Source organism: Bdellovibrio sp. KM01, assembly GCF_013752535.1.
GTDB lineage: Bacteria > Bdellovibrionota > Bdellovibrionia > Bdellovibrionales > Bdellovibrionaceae > Bdellovibrio.
Window position 1 is genome coordinate 1752036 of the sequence record NZ_CP058348.1, and the last position, 20290, is coordinate 1772325.

The following is a 20290-nucleotide window of genomic DNA, read 5'->3' on the forward strand; positions in this document are numbered from 1 at the left end:
TTCGGACAAGCCAAGTCAGAACGGGCGCTAAGGATTAGATTTTTTGATAAACTTTTAACGTCTCTTCTGCGCAGGTTTTCCAGGTGAAACGACGCGAATGCTCTTTGCCAAGTTTGATCATTTTACTGCGAAGTTCTTCAGATTGAATTAACTGTTGCAGCTTTTCCGCAATTTCTTGGGGGGAGTGAGGGGAGGCATGAAGCGCAGCCTCGCCAGTCACTTCTTTTAATACACCTTCGTTCGAAGTGACCACGGGGCAGCCCAAGCTCATCGCCTCTAGAACAGGAATTCCAAACCCTTCATACAGACTTGGAAATACAAAGGCTGTGGCATTTTTAAAAAGCACTTCGATTTGTGCATTAGGGACATAGCTTAAATGAATCAGTTTTTCTGGAAACGGAAACTTCGCAATAGCCGTTTTGATTTCTTCATCTCCAAAACCCCAAGTCCCGGCTAAGACCAGTTTGTGATTTGTTCCCTTTTGGCAGAGGATTTTAAAGGCTTCGAGTGCTGCCGTTACGTTTTTGCGTTTCTCAAGTGTTCCTAAAAACAGAATGTATTTTTCTGTCGCAACCGAGCTGATTTTCTCTGGTGGAGGATACGAGCGATCGCAACCCAAGTAAGTTACATAAGTTTTTGAAGCGAGTTCTGGGAAGTATTTAAGTACTTCTTGCTTGGTGAATTCCGAGTTCACGATTACCGCACTCAGATCGCTTCTTAAGACGTCTGTGAGATCGTTGATCCCCTTGTTGTAAAAGGCCGGAGTGTTATAGGACTTTTCAAAAACAACCATATCGTGAATCGTAACGATCTTAGGAATGCTTGAGCCCATGGATATTTTGAAATCAGGTCCATGATAGACAGCGTTCTTTGTAGTGGCTCCCGTCCAGGGCCATAATGGTTGAATTTTTCGTCCCAAGTAGGCTTCAAGCTTCTTCCTGTTTTTTAGGCGAGAAAGCTTTATGACGGGGATGAATTTTACCCCGGGATGGTCTTTCAAGTGCTGCCACAGTTGATTCATGTACACGCCTATGCCCGTGACCTTGTCTGGGTTTAACGTGCTAACGTCAAAGAAGACCGTTCGTGGTACTTGATGCGAGGTGTTGGTTGTCTGTGAATCCATAGGCATATGCTTTGGTATCATAGAGATTTGGGGTGCGCCTAGAAAGAATCTTTCTGCATTGCATTCTAGTACAGCTTAGTAACTAAAAAAGCATAGAGTATTTGCCTGATAAAAAAGTGTAATTCGGGGTTTTTGACATGATTTTTGTTACGGGCGGCGCGGGCTTTATAGGTTCAAATTTTATTCTAAACTGGATCAAGAAACATAACGAACCTGTCGTTAATATTGATAAATTAACTTATGCAGGGAATTTGGAAAACCTTAAAGAGGTTCAAGATAATCCCAACTATATTTTCGCCAAAGTAGATCTCCTAGATCTGAATGCTTTGGAAAAATTAGTCAAAGAACACAAGCCCCGTGCGATTTTAAATTTCGCAGCCGAAAGTCATGTGGATCGTTCGATTCATGGTCCGGGTGAGTTCATCCAAACAAACATCGTTGGAACGTTCAACCTTCTGCAAGTTGCAAAGGAATACTGGTCACAACTTCAAGGCAGCGAGAAAGAAAAATTCCGCTTCTTGCACGTTTCAACAGATGAAGTTTACGGAAGCCTTGAGTTAAATGATCCTGCTTTTAGCGAAACGACTCCCTATGCGCCGAACAGTCCCTATTCTGCTTCTAAAGCCGCGAGTGATCACTTGGTGCGTGCGTATCATCATACATATGGTCTTCCGACGGTGACGACAAACTGCTCGAATAATTACGGTCCGTATCAATTCCCTGAAAAGCTAATTCCTCTCGTTATTCACAATGCTTTGAATGGTAAAAATTTACCAATCTATGGTGATGGCTCAAACATCCGTGATTGGTTGTATGTGGTTGACCATTGCGAAGCTATTGAGCTTGCTCTTGAAAAAGGTCGTTTAGGTGAGACCTACAACGTCGGTGGTTGGAATGAAAAAAAGAACATCGAAGTGGTCGACACTATTTGCAAAACGTTGGATCAAGTTCGCCCTCGCGCTGATGGTAAGAGTTATTTGACTCAAAAAGTGTTCGTGACGGATCGCCCGGGGCACGACAAACGCTATGCGATTGATGCGACAAAAATTGAAAAAGAATTGGGCTGGAAACCGAAAGAGAATTTCGAAACCGGTCTGGATAAAACCATTCGCTGGTATTTAAGCAACGAGACTTGGGTTTCTAATATTGTTTCAGGCAGCTACCGTGAGTGGTTGGATAAAAACTATGGAGGACGTCAATAATGAAGGGAATCATCTTAGCTGGCGGCTCGGGAACGCGTCTTTATCCTGCAACGACTGTGGTCAGTAAACAGCTTTTACCGATTTACGATAAGCCGATGGTTTACTACCCATTGACGACTCTGATGATGGCGGGGATTCGCGATATTCTGGTTATTTCCACTCCTCAGGATACTCCTCGCTTTGAACAGCTTTTGGGTGATGGCTCGCAGTGGGGGATCAAAATCTCTTATGCGGTACAGCCTTCTCCGGATGGTTTGGCTCAAGCATTTATCATTGGTGAAAAGTTTATTGATGGTGATGAGTGTGCTTTGGTTTTGGGTGACAATATTTATTATGGTCACGGCTTCATGCAGCTACTTAAAGAAACTGCGAAACAAAAAACTGGTGCGACGGTGTTTGCAATTAAAGTTCCAGATCCTGAAAGATACGGCGTTGTTGAATTCGATAAATCTTTTAACGCAGTTTCTCTTGAAGAAAAGCCAGCAAATCCTAAATCCCACTATGCAGTAACGGGTCTGTATTTTTACGACAAGCATGTCGTTGAATATGCAAAATCACTTAAGCCTTCACCAAGGGGTGAACTTGAGATTACGGATCTAAATCGTATTTATCTAGAAAAAGGCAACCTGGATGTTCAAGTGATGGGTCGCGGTTTTGCGTGGCTTGATACTGGAACACACGAAAGTCTTCTTGAGGCGAGTATGTTTATTCAAACGATTGAAAAGCGTCAAGGAGTGAAGATTGCGGCGCCTGAAGAAGTTGCGGCTCGTATGAAGTACATCAACAAGGAGCAACTATTGAAACTTGCTGAGCCCTTAAAAAAGAATGCATACGGCCAGTATCTGATTCAGCTTAGCCAAGAACTTGAGTAATGGATAAATTGGATTCTATATCCTCTATATTAACTAACTTTGTTCTGGTTTTAATTATTGGAGGTTGGGCTCAACGTTACCAACCTGTTCGTTTCTTTTTTAAGAAACTTTTGGTGGTCGTGTTGTTTGCCTGCCTAGGCTGGCATTTAGTAACAGCTTTAGCCTACCTTTGTGTGCCTCAATTCTTCGATCATGTAGAATTAAATATTGCAGCGGTTGCTAGTATCTGGAGGCTGGGAAATCCAATTTATACGCTACCGGATGCTGCCTCCAGATATTCATTATTGTATGGGCCCTGGCCCTATTTGGTGAATGCCGGCTTTCAATCCTTGGGTGGCTCCGTTTATTTCTTAAGCAAGCTTCCTGGTGTTTTGAATTTCTTCATTTTGTTTTCGGGATTTTACCTGACAATCAGAAAGCTGAATCTGTTTGATCGTTTGCTCAGCATGGGTATGTTGAGCAGTGTCCTGTTGGTATTTTACCATTTCAGTTATTGGAATCGACCTGATTCCTTCCTGATGACCTATGCTTTTCTGGCGCTGATGCTCGTTGTCTACAGTGAAAAGGTCGGAGATCTGGCGACTTATTTGGGAGTGGGGCTTCTTTGCGGATTGGCTGCGAATTGTAAGATTCATGGAGTCGTTTATTTCATTCCGCCAGTGGTTTATTATTTTGAAAAATCAGGGAGAAAGATCAATTGGTCTTACCTGTTTTTTGGTGCCTTGCTTGCTGTCGCAGGACTTTTGTTGCCGTTTTTTCTTAAAAACGTCGGAGAAGAGAACTACCTCGTCTGGCTTAAGCTTGCTTCCAAGCATGGTCTTGATGCTCTGGATTTTGTTAAGACCACAACATTCATTTTTTGCTTCTTGCTCTTCCTGTTCTTGTTGAAGTTTCATAAGCAGTATCGTTGGACGTATTTATCGTTGTGTATCACCGGATTTCTGGTGGCGATTGTTGCCAGTAAGCCTGGGGCCGGTACACATCACTTTATGCCATACGTTCCGGCAATAATATTCTTTGCAGTAACAGCGTATTTCGACACTCCAATTGAGGAACGACGTCGTTTGAACTACATTTTGGCGGCGTTTGTGATTTCAATGGGTTTGGAAGCTCATCATAGGCAAAGGCGTGTGGTTAAAGAGTTTGGACAAACCAAAAAGGCGAAAGCTGAGCTTCGAGAGTTTGAGAAACTGCTCAAAGAAACCTCTGGTCCGGTTGAAATGGGTTACTCCAATAGCGATTCTTATGGTGCCACTTTCTTTAGGCTTGCAGCTATTGCTGGGAAGCGCGCAGGTTTATTGATCGAGGGATCCGCACTCATGGATATGAACGCTAGTGGCTTAAGTATTCCTGATGCAACTTTGGTGGCTATTAAAAATTGTCAAATTCCAACTTTCGTATTTCCGAATGAGGGAAATCCTTGGGACATCACAAGTTACTACACGCAAAGGCCATTGTATCCCCAGGAATTTAAGGATGTCTTTGCTGAGAAGTATAAAAAGGTCCTCGAAGGTGAATACTATGTCATATACAGTTGCATAAATAATTAGCATCTTTCGCGGGAGTTTCACATTGCAATTTCAAGGGACGAGGATTAGGTTTTTTGCATGATTTACGACTGTTTTGCCTTTTTCAATGAGCTGGATTTACTAGAGATTCGTTTGAACACGCTAAACGATGTAGTAGATCGTTTTGTTTTGGTCGAAGCGACACGAACATTTCAAAAGAAAGAAAAACCACTCTTCTTTGAATTGAACAAAGAACGTTTTAAGCCTTTCTTGCATAAAATCGAACATGTCGTCGTGGATGAATATCCGAATTTCTTTTCTAAATGGCGTGTTCCAAAAACGTGGGACTACGACGATCATCAAAAAGAAGGTATTTTACACGGGTTGAAAAAATGTCAGCCGAACGACGTGATTATCGTTTCGGATGTTGATGAAATTCCTCGTCCTGAGCTTGTTCGTGAGTACGCTAGTAAGCCGGGCGTTAAAGTATTTCAGCAAAAACTTTACTATTACTATTTAAACTGTTTCATCAAAACATATCCAGAACCAATTCCATTGGTTGATGGCTATATGCCTTGGTACGGAACTGTCATGTTGAACTATCAAGACATCAAAACGATCAAGAAAACACGTTTATACCGTGAAACTCGTCAAAATACGGATTTGGTGACAATCGTTCCAAATGGAGGCTGGCATTTCAGTTATCTTGGCGGCGCTAAAAAGGTGATCGAAAAGATCGAGGCGTATGCGCACAAAGAACACAATCGCGATGAGTTCAAGGATCCAAAAAAGGTTGAAGACATCATCCGTAAGGGTGGCAGTCTTTATGGGGATAAGCTTGATTCACAATTTGTGAAGATTGATGACAGCTTTCCGAAATATGTTCGCGATCAAAAAGCAAATCTGTCTGAGCTTATACTGGAATGACGCCATTCTTAATTTAAAGCGAGTTGATTTGGCATGCTATTGAAAGTTAATATTAAGCCGTGAAACATATTGTATTTTTAGCGGAACATTTGTCTTTTGGGGGCGCCGAGCGCGCTCTTGTCGAGATTTTGAATCACATTGATACTCAAAAGTATAAAGTCACTTTAATTATTAGAGATGACTTTGGTGAAGATAATTACCTTCTTAAACTTGTACCGAATGCGGTCCAGGTCATGTTTCTTTATAAGAAGGAAGAAAAGTATATAAATAAAAAGAATTTAAACTGTTTCCAGAGATTCCATAACTATCTCCGTAAAAAGTTTCCGAAGTATGATTTAAAAATCCGTTTTGATGAAGCGTTTGATCTAATTGGTCATATCGATTTAATTATCGACTTCACTTCCGTACTTATTAAGCAAGCGTACTATTTCCGTCGGTATAGAAAAGTATATTGGATCCATGGTCCAAAAACACACATGGATAGAATCGAGCTTGCAAAATTCGGAATGCGTTTAAGAAGTTACGACTTGGTAGCCGCTGTAAGCGGACATCTAAAGGCGGAAGTTGAACAATTAATTCCTCGACTGCGTGGTCACGTCGTTACGCTATACAATCCATTTGATTTTTCTAGAATTGCATCCAGCTCCGTCGATGAAACCGAGCTTTCCCCCGATGATCTAAAGCTACTCAATGAACGATATATTCTGGCGGTGGGGCGTTTTGCGCTCGAAAAAGACTATCAGAATTTGATCAAAGCATTTCAGATTTTGAAAAGTGAGGGTGTTAACTACAAGCTCTTTATTATCGGAGACGGAACTGAAAAGGGAAATGTTGAAGAGTTCATAAAGAAGAATGACATGGCTAACGATGTTATTCTACTAGGGCGCAGGAAAAATCCCTATATTTGGATGAAGCATTCTATTCTTTTCGTTCATTCTGCAAATGTGGAAGGCTTCGGGCTAGTCATTGTTGAAGCGATGGCATTAGGAAAAGCAGTAGTGGTTACTGACAGTCCAGTTGGTCCACGTGAGATCTTGAGTAATGGTGACTACGGCGTTCTTGTTCCGCCAAAAAATCCTGTTGCTATGGCGGAAGGAATTAGAAAGCTAATTAAAGATCCCGGGCTTATGAACGAGTATCAGGAAAAGTCACTGCAGCGGGCGGGACAATACTCGACAGATTCCGTTATGCCTGAGTTGTATAAAATGATTGATTCATTAGTCTAAGGATGGCTGTATATGATCAATCGGAATAGAGAAATATCTAAGTATGCTTTTCTATTCGTTGTTGTTGCAGCCTTTATTAGCAACATCCTGAAACTCGTAGCAAGACCAACAACAGGATGGGATCACGATATATATTGCAAGGCTGCCGAAGCTTGGAATGCGGGTCTCGATCCATTTATCACTGAAAATCTTGGTTTAAAACTGTCGTATACTTATCCAGTGCTGTTTCTTTCTCTTTACCAGTATGTATGTGGCATTAGATTTGTATTTATATACATAGATGCGTTACTGCTTATTGCCATAACGTGGCTTTTGGTTAGAAAGCTATCTAGTGATTGGGTGATTGCAACGCCGTTTATGTTGTTGGGATATAATTCTGCATATTCGAATGTTGAATCTGGAAACCTAGGCATTATCGAAGCATTTCTATTAGTTTTGGGGATAGTCGCAGCGATCAATCATAAGAAATGGTGTTCGCTATTTTTAGTTCCGATGTCCTTTTTAAAAGTTGTCCCGGCGGTTATGGTAATACCTTTATGGCTTTCCAACATTAAGTGGAAGGACCGTTTCGTACAGGTTTTCATATTTATTTGTGGGGTAGGAAGTTTAGTTTTTGCAAACTACTTTCTTTCTCCAGGTCTGTTCTTTTCATTTATTAAGCAGGCGACGGGTGGATATTCGAATCAGCACAGTCCCATTAGTGAGATGGATTCGAATGCATCGAATCCAACGGTTATTATATTTTTAAAAAATCTTTCCATTATGATTTACAGTCAATTTTGGTTGCCAGTATTCTTGATCTTTATTGTAGGGTTGGGTTGCTTAACTTATTGGGTTTGGAAAAGTACGATTCGATTTGAAAAGGAGCCACTTTATAAAATATGTTGGAGTTATCTCCTTATTTTGTTATGGATTCCTCGCCTTAAGCCCTACGCTCTGATTCTTCTTTGTGTGGTAATGGTGCCGATTTTATCAAAACTGCCTAAGAGGTTTTCTATTTCAATTTTATTGCTGACGATTTTTCACCGTGTCATTAACGGAACCAAAACGAATCCTTGGTGGGAGCTCATTTCAAATAACACGGCGATTTATACGATGATTGCCGTTCTGATTCTTATGACTCTTCGTTGGCGCGAACATCGGTTTTCAATTGCTTCGACTGCTGAAGCCAAATAAGTAACTGCAGTCCTGCGATAGCCGCACACCACGCAAAAAATCTCTGATAGTAAGCTGGAAAAAGGGTCATGTGTGCTAGCACGAACCCTGTAATAATAGCAACAAGCCCGTTTGCTTCCAGTGATTTTCTGTTTCTTTGAAGTTTGAGCCATCCAAAGATGAATAACGCGAAAATGATAAAATGCTTATGCCCAATCATAGTGCTAAAGCCATTTTTATATGCCTCAAGGTAAGGGGCAATTTCTTTGTGAACATCCATTTCTGCCGGTAATGGATTGTTTGCGATCAGTGTAAAATCAAAAACCTTCAGGTATCCATAGTTTGGAAAAAGTTTATTAACTAAAAAATATACAACTAGGGGTAGAACAAAGAACAGCGAATGCTTTAATTTGCGTTCAGTCCACAATAGATAAGCAGCAATGAATGCTGGTAAAATAATAAAGTCCGTTCTGATAGCTGGCAGTATCGTCAGTGGCAATACTGCCCACAAACTTCTTTTCATCGCTAATAAAAGGCCAAGCACGGCAAATAATGCCGTTGTTCCATCAGGCGTAGAGAAAGTAGATAGCTCCATAAATCCAGCGATTTTTAGGACATACGGGAAAAGTAGTAAAATCCAAAGCAAATTGGGTGTCAGTAAAAAGAAAAGAATAAAAATAGTTAGAGCGGTAAATGTAGCACTTACGACATAAGTTGCCTGAGCAAATGAAATTGAGAAATTCTGCGAGACCGTTCTAATTGCCTGAAGATATACCACTCGTCCTTGATAAAAAGGAATTTGTTGGGTTAGCGCTACGTCGTTGCTATAAATGGTTTTACGATAGTCATTTTCTTCGGTGAGTGCTCTAAAAGTTTCCGTTGAAGTGTGGGCCTTTACTTCTGCAAATGTTCTTTCGAGAAGCTTCTGATCACGTAGTCCTTCGTTGTAATGAAGAGTCGCAACATAACCGATTACATCCCAATTCATTTCCGGTTTCACAATGCCGCAGACCAAATAAAAAATCGCGATGGCTGCTCCGAACAGTAGAGCAACCTTCCTTTTGACAGGAGTCATCGCAATAATTTTAAGCCTTGCTGATAGTTTCATCTGTTACTTTCGTGTAGTTCAAGTATCCAAAAGCGGTGCCTAGGATAAGGAATAGGTAATTTCGACATTCTTGCAATCTAAAAGGAGTGTCAGTCAACGAAGAAATCATAAATGCACATAGTACGAGAAGTCCGCCTAGAGCTACTTTTTGTTCTGGGCCTGAAGATCTTTTGAATGTTTTATAGAAATAAATAAGTCCCATTACTAGTGTCGCTAAATAGCTCACAAACCCAATGATGCCCGCTCCGGACAAAATCTGAAAATATTGATTGTGTGCATTTCCGACGACCATAGCATCACCATAACCTATAGCTTTGTAGTATTCAGGGTAGAACTTTGCAGCTCTTTCTAGTCCGACTCCAAAAATCGGGTGATCTAAAAAGATGTGCCAGTTTACTTTCCAGGCTATTAAACGACTTACTTGGGCTCCATTTGTTGAAGTATCAAATGAATAGAGAATTCTGTCTTGGATTCCTAGGGTGTTCGTAAAGAACGCGACAACGGCCATGATAGCCATGCCTAAAGAGGCTTTCAGCATTGCCTTATGTTTAGTTAATACAAGCGAAATAAATGTGGCTGCGATTGCACCAATCCAAGATGTGCGTGAATAGGTCGCCATTAAAGCTATTGTAACTGACAAGAGGCTTACTGATGCAAGAATTTGGTTAGTGCGTACTTTCTCGTAAAGTAAATTAGCTAGAATGTAAGACCAAATCAATATAAGCGCTAGTGCTAGGTGGTTCGTATTGTCGAAATGGCCCTGTAGTCTTTTATCAAAATTGATAAAGGTATTCGTATCGAGATAATGTTTTGTAAATAGATAGATCATGCAGATCAAAATGACGATATACGAGAATTTGAAGTCGATCTTGGTTTCATGAAGTTTGAAGCCAATATAAACACAGGCGTAAAAAGAAAATACCCATCGCAATGCTAAGACATTCTTTAATAAGTTGTCCGTAGCTGGAGTGCCGAAAAAATATCCTAAAGCAGAAGCCAGTATGAATACGATCACAAAAATGTTGAATGTATTCCATGTCAGAAAGAATTTACGATTCCAAGTCGGATTTCTTTGTTTAATAGCTTCAGCAATACCGACAATGAAGGCCAATGTGAAAATAATGTCCACTGCGTGATAATTCAATAAATCCAGAACAATCCCTAAGTTAATGAGGACTAGCCAGAAAAGGGACGACTTAGGGGGAGTTTTTGTTAGTACTGTTGTCATGAAAAATACTTTATAGACTTAGTTTTTTGAAAATAGATTCTGGAATGGAGCAGATAATCCACATGATATAGCGCCAAAAGAATGGAAGGTAGACTGTATTCTTTTTCTTTTCGATTGCGGTAACTATCCCGGCACCCACTTGAGGAGCTTTTCCGAAAAGAGGTCCTTTTTTATGGTCTTTAGTCATTGGCGTATCGACAGGGCCTAATTTCAAATTTAGGACATGAACCCCTGTTTTGAAAAGCCGATTTCTCAGCCCGTCCACATACGCCGTCATTCCGGCTTTAGCTGATCCATAGACATAGTTAGACTGTTTGCCACGATCGCCAGCCACTGACGAAATAACGGCGATAGTACCATGACCTTGATGAATCATCTCTGTTGAGATAAATGCCAGTAAAGAGGCGTGGCTAACAAAATTGCTATTTAGAAGCTTGAAAAGCTCCGACTGAGTCGTTTCAGCTTTTCTTGGGTCACCTAAGACTCCATGGGCTAAAAGTGCGATGTCTATTGTTTTTGAGTCTTTCCAAATATTCGTAACGAATTCCTCGTGGCGAGAAAAGTCATTTAAATCATGAGCAATAACTGAAACCTTGCTAGCGCCGCGAACTGTGAGGTCTTGGGAGATTGCTGTTAGCATCTGGGAGTTTCTCCCCCATAAAATCAATTCGTGCTTTTGAGTTGCATATATTTTTGCCACTTCTTGTGCAATTGCTGATGTGGCACCAATGATTAGGATCTTTTTCATCTTACACGTCTCCAAAAACTAGATGAGAACTTAGGATCGATATGCTTTTCGAAGCTTTCGATCTGAGGATAAAATGTTGAGAAACTTTGTTTCGACATCCGCGCATCCTTCGCTGGATAAACGGAACCATTCGCAGATCTTACGATGCTGTCGCAAGTTTCAAGTACTTTTAAAAGGGAATCCCCATAGTTTGCAAAATCCAATGCCAGCGTGACGCCTTCTTTCGGAAATGACATAAGGCCTTCGGGTTGAAGGTTTCCAAAAGTCTTTAAGACGGCAAGGAAGGAACCCATTTGAGATTTTTTTAATACTTGAAAAATTTCATTAAGAGCGGCACCCGCGTCGTTTTTGTAAGGAACAACAAATTGATACTGTAAGAATCCACGTTTGCCATAGATGCGATTCCAGTTATGAATTGAATCTAATGGATAAAAGAAAGGTTCATAGTGGACTAGTCCCGCTTTGTGTGACGAAATATTTTTATGAAAATACAGTTCGTTGAAAGCGCGGATTGAAAAGCGATTTAATGTTTGTTCGGGTAAGAAAACGGGAACATTTTTAAGGCTTTTTTCTTTGTGAAGTTTAAAATTATCTTCCGATTGAGCATTCGCGAAGTTTCCACGAATGAAAATACCTCTGACATCTGAGCTGCTAACGCAGTCTACCCATGAAACCGTATAGTCGAAATTCTCTTCGGACTCTTCGGCAATTGCAAAAAAATCATTCAAATTGTGATATTGAATTTGTTCCTGGTCGACCCAAGAAGAATCGATTTTGATCAATTGAAACTCCGCCCATGTGATAAAGCCGGTAAGGCCTAAACCACCAATCGTTGCTTTAAACAACTCTGGGTTACTATTCCTTGAGCAAAGAAGGCGCTCACCCGTCGAGCGGAGAAGTTCAAACTGAGTGACGTGATTACCAAAGTTGCCAGATTTGTGATGATTCTTTCCGTGAACGTCATTTGCGATTGCGCCGCCCACAGTGACGAATTTAGTACCCGGGGTGACGGGCAAAAACCATCCTTTGGGTACAGCCAATTTGATGACATCCTCAAATGTAACTCCGGCCTCACAACGAATAAGTCCTGTCTCGGAACTAAATGAGATAAACTTATTAAGGTAGTTCGAGCAAATTAATGTTCCGCCGTTGTTAAGGCATGAGTCCCCATACGAGCGCCCAAGGCCTCTTGGTAAAATAGTAGAATCGGGCAGAGGCAAAGATGCAAAACGACTCTCTAGAGCTTGAGATGCCTGATTTTGTACTTTTGGGTATAGCCCCCAGCTTGGTAAAAGCATCATACGGAAATTCCGAGAATTATAGCTAATAGAGCAAAACAGGCCCAGCTCACTTTATCTTTAACGGCGAAAACGACAGGATCGTCGTGAACTTCATCACGATTTGTTAATATCCAAATGCGCGAAATCCAAAACAAAAGTACGGGCGTCGAAAACCAAAGGTTTTGGGCATGAGTATATAATGCGCGAACTTCTTTACTCTGAAGATAAAGTAAAATTATAAGAATTGAGATAAGGCCTGAGCCAACTCCCAATGATTGGATCATTGAGTAATCAATTTGACGATAGCCACGGCCATCAATCGTTAGTTTGTTTTTGCTGCGAATGATCTCAGTATAACGTTTCACGCAGGCTAAACTGAAAAAGAATAAAGTCGAAAAGCTCAGAAGCCATTCTGAAACGGGAACACTCGTTGCCTCTGATCCTGCGAAAATACGTAAAGTGTACATCATTGAAAGGATAATGATGTCTACAACGACAGACTGTTTTAGGTAGAGAGAGTAAGCAACATTTAGTACCAAATAGGTTGCGATCCAAACTGAGTAGAGGGTTGGCAAGGGAGCCGCGAACAGTGCTGATCCCACTAACAAACTTGGAAGCAGGATTAGTCCCCATTTGATCGAAAGATTCCCGGAAGCAAATGGGCGGTTCTTTTTTGTGTGATGATTGCGATCGGAGTTAAGATCTAAAAGATCGTTAAGGACGTATACGAAAGAGGCCGCAAGGCTAAATCCAGCAAAAGCACAAAGGCACTGGATGATTACATTGATGTCGAAAATTTTGTGTCCGGCAAGGGCAGGAAGAAAAACTAAGGCATTTTTAATCCACTGGTGTGGACGCATTTGTTTAACGATTAATCGTAGAGTGCTAACTTTGTTATCGTAAATATATTGGGTAGGTTTGTTCAGTTGCTCAATTTTTCTACGTAGTCGGGCAGACGGATTTACTGCAATAATTTCTTGAGCGTCCTTCCAAATTTTCAAATCTGCTTCATGGTCTCCCAAATATGCAAAATTCTGATCTCCCAAGGCTTCTTTGATAGCGGATAGCTTGCCCGTTCCCTTGTAGTTTTTATGATCTGTGGATCCAAATGAGCGATTAAAAATATCCAGATGGTTGGCAACGTCCTGTACCCAAGAGTTTGGGCTTGCTGAGGCAAGAACAAGCTCTTTGCCCTCAGATTTTGCCACCTTCAAAAGATCCAAAACGTTTTGGCGGTATGGTAGGAGTTTGGCTTTTACGGGCACATGATGTGCCAACTTGGTTTTGAAATGAGCCCTACCTTTAAGTAGCCAGAAAAAACTCTTAATAAACAACAGAGGGCTCATTTTGAACAGGATAACCCATTGCTCGTAAAGCAAATCAGTTTTTATTAGGCAGTCATCCAAATCGCAAACCATCACATTTTTCATGGTGGCAAGCTTATCTATTCATCTCAACTAGAGCAAGGATCTATAAAGCTCCTCGTTTAGGGGAGCGAAGTGTCATCTAAGGATTTGAATCAACTCATTGATCGGCTGTTCGCAAACAATTCCAAGATCCGCTTCAAGTCTATCGATGCTCGAATCTTGTAGGCCAATATAGTTAATGGATTTCTTTTGATTGTCTAGAAGAGGAATGATGTTCTCTCTAAAGTAACTTGGTTCAACTATAGCCCCAGCAAGAATAACAGTCTCAGTGGGGGCATTTATAATTCTCACAGCAGTTTTGTTGTTAGCCGAGATATCATTCATCAGAATGGTTCTTGAGCTCTCTGTGTCGACTAGCGAGGGGTGGTTATTTAGGCACACTTCTAGGCTGAATGCTGCTTTGCGTGCATCGAAATTATAATAGGATTTAGGTGTTTGCTCCTGAGCATGCTTGAAAAGTATGCATTTACGTGGAGCTTTCATCCCAGCGCAAGCTCTGACGTATTTAAAAATGCATTTTACGATTTGAAGGACTCGTCTTTTTCTACCGGCAGAATAGCGATAGAAATCCAAATTTACCAGGTGAAAGAAGGAATTTATTGTGAATCCATCGTTAAGAATAATGTCTTTTGATTCAGTGCTGAATTCAGAAAGGGGTTGAAACGCGCATCGGTTTTCTGGCCAGCGTTCATTTCCGTAAAGGCGGGCAGGCATCCCCGCATCATTGAGGCTGTTGATAAGGAGAATTTTAGCAAATGTGGCAATGCTGGGCCCAGTATTTGTGGAAATTAATTTAATCATGATGCCGTACTCTAAAGCATTATCCTTGTTTAAACTAGAAATTTTGTGTGAGATAATTGGCAATCTTGGATTTTGCAGCGAGAGCCGGATGAAGAATTTTGAGCAAGACTTTTATAGAATTTTAGATTTGTTGAGGAAGAAAGTTCCTTTTGCGTTCAATCGTTTTTCAGACGGCGAGCTTTTCATTTTCCAAAATAAGGAACTAATCTTAGGCGACAACCTCATTAAAATTGGGAATGAAAGTCGAGGCGGTCCTTATAAGAAAGAGGATCACAAGCATTTCGATCCGAATCAGCATTCTTTCTACCGCGACAGGCTACTGGATGCATTCTTGTTTCGTAAAGATAACTATTTCAAAGGCATCAGTTGTCGTTGTTGTGTTGGTACTGAGAATTTAAATTGGCAGTTGCAACATTTGCAAGAACCTGCTGACGATCAATTTCTTACTTGGGCCAACCTTCTCGTAAACGGAAACTATCCGAAATTCATGGCAGAGATGCTTCCGCTTTTTGCGTCCTATCCAACAGTTTTCATCTGTAATGAAAAAGCTGAGTTAAAGAATTTGCCATACGTAGTGAAGGATTTCCGGGTCGGATATAATGCGATGATTAATGACTATCATAAAATTGAAGAAATCAAATCTTGGATTGAGAGAAACAGTATTACAGGGCATCTGTTTCTATTCTCTGCATCTTCATACAGTAAAATGGCAATCCACCAACTTTACGATAAGTTCCCGCTAAATACGTATATTGATGTTGGCACAACAATGAATGCATTTATGAATATGAGTATTGAGCGTGTCTATTTGGGTGATTACTGGTTTGAGAAACCAAGTCCATCCGATATGTATAAAATATGTGTATGGTAACAAGGTTAATAAATAAATAGGCTGGTAGGTTTTTGTGAAAATCGGCATTTTTTCATTAGGGCAAAAGGGTTTTTCTGTTGTTGAGGCTCTGTCTAAGTGTCTTAAAGATGGACATACCGTCGTTGTGGTAGTCGGAAAAGATCACAACGTTCTGTCAGATTATTCTCTAGAGACAATTACGTTGTGTGAAAAGCTTGGATTGAGGTTTGAAGTCGGTAATACGTTTAATATGCAAGCTGAGAATTGTGATTTAGTTTTTGCAGCTGGTTGGAGATGGATGATTCGAGACATTCCTCAAGATATATTGATTGTGTTTCATGACTCACTTTTGCCGAGATATCGTGGTTTTGCTCCTTTAGTGAATAGCTTGCTTAATAGAGAGAGCGAGGTAGGTGTCACTGCATTATACGGCGGTGAAAAGTTTGATACAGGAAACATTATTGCGCAACAGAGAATGAAAATCGAATACCCGACATTCATTCATCACGAGATCCAAAGAATTAGCAAAATGTACGGTGAGCTAGCGGCACATGTCTATAATATCATGATTATGCAGAATAATAGACCTTCGGGCGTGGTTCAGAATGAGGATCATGCAACTTATAGTCTTTGGCGTGATGATGACGACTATCGTATCGATTGGTCACTTGACGCAACTGAGATAGCACATTTTGTTTCGTGTGTTGGTTATCCGTATTTGGGCGCTTGTTCTAAAGTCGGAGCCGAAAAATATCGGATTTTGGAGGTCGTAGTTGTTCCCGACGTGAAAGTTGAGAATAGATCAAGTGGAAAAGTTATTTTTATTGAAAGTGGAATGCCGATTGTTGTGTGTGGATCAGGTTTGCTACGAATCGAGAAGATGGTCAGCGAGGATGGGGAACGCGTTAATTGGAATAAAATTAGAACGCGATTTACCTAAATTGATCCCAGTCCTTGTCGAAAGTTAAAGTTTTCATGAATATTGCAATCGTTTCTTTAGATAATTCGGATCGTATTCTCGCTGGTGGTAAGCACGTACATCAGCAGTTGCTGAAGAAGGCTTTGCAGAAGCAAGGTCATTCCGTTTTCATGATCTTTCCCAAAAGAACGTTGGTCTTTTTGGTTGGAAGAATTATTTTGGCAATTTTGACGAAGTTGCATTTATTAAATCGGTCTTTTAGTTACACTTGGACTCTGAAATGTTATTGCAAAAGCTTAAGTCGGCAGTTGATGTTAGTATCGCAGGAAATTAATGTGGTGTTTGCGCAAGACCCAGTTTCTGCCGTTGCTGCTGGCCATGTCTTAACGAATGCAGTTCCAATGGTAATGACATTGCATGGTTACCTAGCTCGTGAGTCGGTAAACTACGGAAATTATTCAGCAGATGAACAGAAAAAGGTGACTAAAGAGGCACTTTGGTATGAAAGGGAGTCATTGAAATTTGCTAGAAGAGTGATCACCGTTGACAGCAAAATCAAATCTTACTTATCAGAGTTTTTTGACTCCCAAAAGCCCGTCACAGTCCTGAAAAATGCAGTGAACCCTGAATTGTTCCGATTACTCGATTCAAACTCGTCTAAGATTCTAAAAAACGAACTTGGATTGCCAGAAAATAAAGAAATTGTATTAGTGCCGCGTCGCCTGGTTCGTAAAAATGGCGTAGACATCGCAATAAGGGCCTGTGCTGAGTTAAAAAAGAAAAATATTTCTTATTATTTCGTAGTCATTGGTGGTGGCCCTGAACATTCAAACCTATCCGATCTTATTCGACAACTAGGGTTGTCCTCTGAGGACATTGTTCTGAAAGGAGACACGAATCACGATCTTGCTATTAAATATTACGAAGTAGCAGACGTGGTCTTGGTTCCTTCGGTTGTTCGAGATGGGGTGGAAGAAGCTACTTCTTTAAGCATGTTGGAAGGTATGGCTGCCCGAAAAGTCGTCGTTGTATCTGCGATTGGTGGAATGAAAGAAGTTATCGTTAATAAAATCAATGGATTTTCCTTTGAACAAGGAAATGTGGGGGAACTCACTAAACTATTGATTGGTTTGAAAAAACTAACTAACGAAGAGAGGTCCAAAATAGCTGATAGGGGCTACCACGATGTGTGTGAACACCATCACTACGAAAGACATGCTGAGAGCTACCTCCTGGAATTTGAGAAATCAAAATGAGCAAAAACAGTATCAAAATTAATGTAATTGCTCGAAGTGTTGTAACAATTGTTGAATTGTTGTTTTCGCTCTTCTCATTTCCTTATGTCGCACGTATCTTGGCACCCGAAAGTATTGGACATATTGATTTCGTCAATGCGGCTGTGGCCTATTTTATAACTATCGGTTCATTTGGCGTGGCTGAATACGCGGGCCGAGAGATTGCTCAACACAGAGACGACCTTAACGTGGTAAGTTCCGTGCTGTCGAAATTTCTTGGATTACGACTGAAACTAGCGTCTGTTTTAATTATTATTTACCTTGTTCTGGTTGTCCCATTTTATGGGCACAACACGCCGTTGTTTTATTGGTCGACAATTCTTATTCTGACGTCTGCATTCAATTTGGTCTGGGCCTTGGAGGCCTTGGAAGATTTTTCTTATCTAGCAACTGCGCGTGTTTTATCTAAAGTTGGACTTTTAGTTTATCTTCTTACAATGGTAAGAACCAAAGAAGACGTCGTTACCTATTTTCTGGGAATGATACTGTTCGACTTCATTTATTATATTTTAGCCGTATTTAGATTGAAGGCTACCTATCATGTGAAGTTTGGCTTAAGGGTTCTACGCGACAAAATTGATACTAGTGAGCTTAAGAACCTGTTCCGAATATTTATAATGGTGCTTATTCAGGGTTCAATTGCGGGAGTACCTTCTCTGGTGATGGGCCATCTGCATTTGTTCCATGATCTCGGACTGCTATCGACAGCTATGAGATTTTTTTGGATGGGCTATTATTGTATTACACCGCTCTCAACGGTTTTACTTTCCAGAAGCATGAGCTTTAAGTCACACATTCATAAGAATGAAAGATTTGATCATTTAGATGGAGCTGCATTGTCATTGTTGACTCTTGGTGTGCCAGTGACATTTGGTTTGATTGCGACCGCTGCCGACGTAATTCCACTACTAGTCGGTGGAGATTATACTGGATCGATTCTTCTTTTGATTATGCTGTCACCGCTGATTTTGCTTTTTGTATTAAATAATTTCTGGAGTATGCAGGTCGTTTTTTCTCACAGGGGTGATCGTGCCTTGATTATTTCGAATTCCTGCGGATTGGCGACCGTGATACTGTCATCCGTGATATTGATCCCCTGGTTAAGCGCGACAGGTGCTGCAATTTCGTATTTTTTGACTTACGCAGTTATGTGTGCAATTCCATATTTCTATGGCCGAGAATATTATCGAATGTCAGGGGTCGTATTGGATATCGGTAAAACCTTAATTGCTGGTATCGTAATGTGTGCTGCAATTTACTTCATTCAGGCGACGTCGTTTGCCAAATTAGGTGGAAAGATTGCGATGGGGGTTGGAATATATCTCTTGGTTCTATTTGTCTTCCGCCATCGCATGGTCGTCTCGTTTTTAGACAACTTTAAGAGTGCTAAAGCTCAATAATTTTTTCAGCCTGTTTTAATGGATTGATTGTTGTTGTGTAGGTCTTCAAACTGTTGCGCTGTTCATAAATTGAATAAACTTCGTTGGCGATCGCTTCAATATTCGAAATATTCGCATGGAAATGACCTTGGGAGACCAATAGCGCTTCTAATTCCTTATTGTTGGTAAGGCCAAGTATTGGCTTACTAGAATTTAAGTAGTCATAGAATTTATAGGGAATCGTCGTCGCGCTACGTTCGTCAGTATGTTGAATTAAAACACAAACATCATTTTCCTGAATAAAACTAATTGCCTCTGTGCGTGGGCGAATCGGAAATTGCTTAACATAGCTTTTTTTTAAATAGGACTCTTTATACTCACTATAAATTTCACCTAAGTTAATCAGTTCAATATCGCTTTCTTTAAGTTTATCGTTTTTAATCAAAAGTTCTAGTGCGGCTATAAGGGTATTGAAGTTTCTATTTGAATAAAGTGTTCCGAGATGAAGGAGTCTAAATTTATTATGTGAGATAGGGGGGGCTGAAACTTCAAATTTGCGAGCACCTGGATACACACAAATAATATTGTCAGATTTGTACTTCTCGCGAGCCTCAGTGGCGGCTTGTTCTGTAACGAAGATAACTTTCTTAGAGAATTTAACGATGAAACGTTCAAGAAGAGCAAGAAGTTGCGCAGATCGAGAGTTTCTACCTATCCCGCTGCCGCTTAAAGGGTCTTGGAGTTCTACTGTGATATCTTTTCTGAAAATAGTCCCGGCAGCCACAGCAGATAAATGTGAAGACGCCGCTCCGCCTGTAGAAAAGACAACATCGAATCGGTTAGTTAACAAAAGCCAAATGGACGTCAAAAACGAAGTTACTGCCCAAGAAATTTTTCCTCCGCCCAGTCCATTTGTGAACGCGATTAATAGCCAATCAATTGGGTAACCGATTAGAAGGATTAACGGGGACCATAGCCATGCAGATACGGGGATTGTGCGGTGAGTACTTTTAAGTTCACTGCTCTCCGTTTTGAAGTCCGTCGGCGAAAGGCTCGGAATTCGGTAGTGCTTGACGTTCGGGTTGGTATTTTTTGCAGAGGACATTCCTGAAATTAAAGTCACTTTATGGCCTAGTTTTGTCAAGCTATCGACTTTATCGTCTAGCCATTCAGCAGGACAGCAGCCCGTGATTCCAGCAAAATAAGATACGACTAGGATATTTTTTGATGTCATGCTCAAGT

The 20290-nt window shown here is 40.7% G+C and carries 18 protein-coding genes; 10 read left to right on the forward strand and 8 right to left on the reverse strand.

Annotation, left to right across the window (positions count from 1 at the left end; all coding sequences use genetic code 11):
• Positions 1-34: 34 nt before the first annotated feature.
• Entirely contained in the window at positions 35-1021 is a 987-nt protein-coding gene (locus HW988_RS08530; RefSeq protein WP_220128835.1) for a glycosyltransferase family 1 protein, read from the reverse strand.
• Positions 1022-1260: 239 nt separating this feature from the next.
• Between HW988_RS08530 and rfbB the strand changes: the two genes are divergently transcribed.
• The 6 genes from rfbB to HW988_RS08560 are packed head-to-tail and all read left to right on the forward strand — an operon-like array spanning position 1261 to position 8034.
• Positions 1261-2325: a dTDP-glucose 4,6-dehydratase gene (gene rfbB, locus HW988_RS08535; RefSeq protein ID WP_181607207.1), complete on the forward strand. Its 1065-nt coding sequence runs from the start codon at positions 1261-1263 to the stop codon at positions 2323-2325.
• Complete coding sequence (gene rfbA, locus HW988_RS08540) at positions 2325-3197, forward strand: glucose-1-phosphate thymidylyltransferase RfbA (protein WP_181607209.1); 873 nt, start codon at positions 2325-2327, stop codon at positions 3195-3197. Before rfbB ends, rfbA begins: the two co-directional genes overlap by 1 nt.
• The gene (locus HW988_RS08545) at positions 3197-4747 is read left to right on the forward strand and encodes a glycosyltransferase family 39 protein (protein WP_181607210.1); all 1551 of its coding nucleotides are present in this window, start codon (positions 3197-3199) and stop codon (positions 4745-4747) included. The genes rfbA and HW988_RS08545 overlap by 1 nt, the downstream gene beginning before the upstream one ends.
• Positions 4748-4804: 57 nt before the next feature.
• Positions 4805-5632, forward strand: a complete 828-nt coding sequence (locus tag HW988_RS08550; protein ID WP_181607212.1) for an N-acetylglucosaminyltransferase — start codon at positions 4805-4807, stop codon at positions 5630-5632.
• 59 nt (positions 5633-5691) lie between these two features.
• Entirely contained in the window at positions 5692-6858 is a 1167-nt protein-coding gene (locus tag HW988_RS08555) for a glycosyltransferase (RefSeq protein ID WP_181607215.1), read from the forward strand.
• Between the two features lie 12 nt (positions 6859-6870).
• A complete protein-coding gene (locus HW988_RS08560; RefSeq protein WP_181607217.1) occupies positions 6871-8034 on the forward strand; it encodes a glycosyltransferase 87 family protein in 1164 nt (387 codons plus the stop codon).
• Here HW988_RS08560 and HW988_RS08565 read toward each other — a convergent pair.
• The 6 genes from HW988_RS08565 to HW988_RS08590 all read right to left on the reverse strand — a co-directional run bounded on the left by HW988_RS08565 (position 7973) and on the right by HW988_RS08590 (position 14605).
• Positions 7973-9121, reverse strand: a complete 1149-nt coding sequence (locus HW988_RS08565) for a hypothetical protein (protein ID WP_181607219.1) — start codon at positions 9119-9121, stop codon at positions 7973-7975. The two genes, HW988_RS08560 and HW988_RS08565, sit on opposite strands and share 62 nt — an antisense overlap.
• Positions 9099-10349: an O-antigen ligase gene (locus tag HW988_RS08570; RefSeq protein ID WP_181607221.1), complete on the reverse strand. Its 1251-nt coding sequence runs from the start codon at positions 10347-10349 to the stop codon at positions 9099-9101. Before HW988_RS08570 ends, HW988_RS08565 begins: the two co-directional genes overlap by 23 nt.
• Positions 10350-10359: 10 nt before the next feature.
• Positions 10360-11097 (reverse strand): SDR family oxidoreductase, encoded by a 738-nt coding sequence (locus HW988_RS08575; protein WP_181607223.1) that lies wholly within the window; start codon positions 11095-11097, stop codon positions 10360-10362.
• The gene (locus tag HW988_RS08580; protein ID WP_181607226.1) at positions 11094-12398 is read right to left on the reverse strand and encodes an FAD-binding oxidoreductase; all 1305 of its coding nucleotides are present in this window, start codon (positions 12396-12398) and stop codon (positions 11094-11096) included. Before HW988_RS08580 ends, HW988_RS08575 begins: the two co-directional genes overlap by 4 nt.
• Positions 12395-13807: a UbiA family prenyltransferase gene (locus HW988_RS08585; protein WP_181607228.1), complete on the reverse strand. Its 1413-nt coding sequence runs from the start codon at positions 13805-13807 to the stop codon at positions 12395-12397. The genes HW988_RS08580 and HW988_RS08585 overlap by 4 nt, the downstream gene beginning before the upstream one ends.
• A 72-nt stretch (positions 13808-13879) precedes the next feature.
• Positions 13880-14605 carry a hypothetical protein gene (locus HW988_RS08590; RefSeq protein WP_181607230.1) on the reverse strand — a complete coding sequence of 242 codons (726 nt, stop codon included), beginning with the start codon at positions 14603-14605 and terminating at the stop codon, positions 13880-13882.
• 88 nt (positions 14606-14693) lie between these two features.
• Between HW988_RS08590 and HW988_RS08595 the strand changes: the two genes are divergently transcribed.
• Genes HW988_RS08595 through HW988_RS08610 form a run of 4 tightly spaced genes read left to right on the forward strand, consistent with a single transcriptional unit; the run spans position 14694 to position 19069 of the window.
• Positions 14694-15476 (forward strand): hypothetical protein, encoded by a 783-nt coding sequence (locus tag HW988_RS08595; protein WP_220128836.1) that lies wholly within the window; start codon positions 14694-14696, stop codon positions 15474-15476.
• A 34-nt stretch (positions 15477-15510) separates the two neighbouring features.
• Positions 15511-16395: a methionyl-tRNA formyltransferase gene (locus HW988_RS08600; RefSeq protein ID WP_181607233.1), complete on the forward strand. Its 885-nt coding sequence runs from the start codon at positions 15511-15513 to the stop codon at positions 16393-16395.
• Between the two features lie 35 nt (positions 16396-16430).
• Positions 16431-17630, forward strand: a complete 1200-nt coding sequence (locus HW988_RS08605; protein ID WP_181607235.1) for a glycosyltransferase family 4 protein — start codon at positions 16431-16433, stop codon at positions 17628-17630.
• Complete coding sequence (locus HW988_RS08610; protein ID WP_181607237.1) at positions 17627-19069, forward strand: polysaccharide biosynthesis C-terminal domain-containing protein; 1443 nt, start codon at positions 17627-17629, stop codon at positions 19067-19069. Before HW988_RS08605 ends, HW988_RS08610 begins: the two co-directional genes overlap by 4 nt.
• On the opposite strand, the gene HW988_RS08615 is transcribed toward HW988_RS08610, so the two are convergent.
• Positions 19056-20282, reverse strand: coding sequence for a hypothetical protein (locus HW988_RS08615; protein WP_181607239.1), 1227 nt, complete (start codon positions 20280-20282; stop codon positions 19056-19058). The genes HW988_RS08610 and HW988_RS08615 overlap by 14 nt on opposite strands.
• Positions 20283-20290: the final 8 nt, after the last annotated feature.

Bases quoted from the DNA above. Each gene is read 5' to 3' on its own strand.
- HW988_RS08580 (WP_181607226.1), bottom strand. From the start codon at position 12,398: ATGATGCTTTTACCAAGCTGGGGGCTATACCCAAAAGTACAAAATCAG.
- HW988_RS08550 (WP_181607212.1), top strand. From the start codon at position 4,805: ATGATTTACGACTGTTTTGCCTTTTTCAATGAGCTGGATTTACTAGAG.
- HW988_RS08610 (WP_181607237.1), top strand. From the start codon at position 17,627: ATGAGCAAAAACAGTATCAAAATTAATGTAATTGCTCGAAGTGTTGTA.
- HW988_RS08530 (WP_220128835.1), bottom strand. From the start codon at position 1,021: ATGAATCAACTGTGGCAGCACTTGAAAGACCATCCCGGGGTAAAATTC.
- rfbA (WP_181607209.1), top strand. From the start codon at position 2,325: ATGAAGGGAATCATCTTAGCTGGCGGCTCGGGAACGCGTCTTTATCCT.
- HW988_RS08595 (WP_220128836.1), top strand. From the start codon at position 14,694: ATGAAGAATTTTGAGCAAGACTTTTATAGAATTTTAGATTTGTTGAGG.
- HW988_RS08565 (WP_181607219.1), bottom strand. From the start codon at position 9,121: ATGAAACTATCAGCAAGGCTTAAAATTATTGCGATGACTCCTGTCAAA.
- HW988_RS08570 (WP_181607221.1), bottom strand. From the start codon at position 10,349: ATGACAACAGTACTAACAAAAACTCCCCCTAAGTCGTCCCTTTTCTGG.
- HW988_RS08585 (WP_181607228.1), bottom strand. From the start codon at position 13,807: ATGAAAAATGTGATGGTTTGCGATTTGGATGACTGCCTAATAAAAACT.
- rfbB (WP_181607207.1), top strand. From the start codon at position 1,261: ATGATTTTTGTTACGGGCGGCGCGGGCTTTATAGGTTCAAATTTTATT.
- HW988_RS08545 (WP_181607210.1), top strand. From the start codon at position 3,197: ATGGATAAATTGGATTCTATATCCTCTATATTAACTAACTTTGTTCTG.
- HW988_RS08560 (WP_181607217.1), top strand. From the start codon at position 6,871: ATGATCAATCGGAATAGAGAAATATCTAAGTATGCTTTTCTATTCGTT.
- HW988_RS08605 (WP_181607235.1), top strand. From the start codon at position 16,431: ATGAATATTGCAATCGTTTCTTTAGATAATTCGGATCGTATTCTCGCT.
- HW988_RS08590 (WP_181607230.1), bottom strand. From the start codon at position 14,605: ATGATTAAATTAATTTCCACAAATACTGGGCCCAGCATTGCCACATTT.
- HW988_RS08575 (WP_181607223.1), bottom strand. From the start codon at position 11,097: ATGAAAAAGATCCTAATCATTGGTGCCACATCAGCAATTGCACAAGAA.
- HW988_RS08615 (WP_181607239.1), bottom strand. From the start codon at position 20,282: ATGACATCAAAAAATATCCTAGTCGTATCTTATTTTGCTGGAATCACG.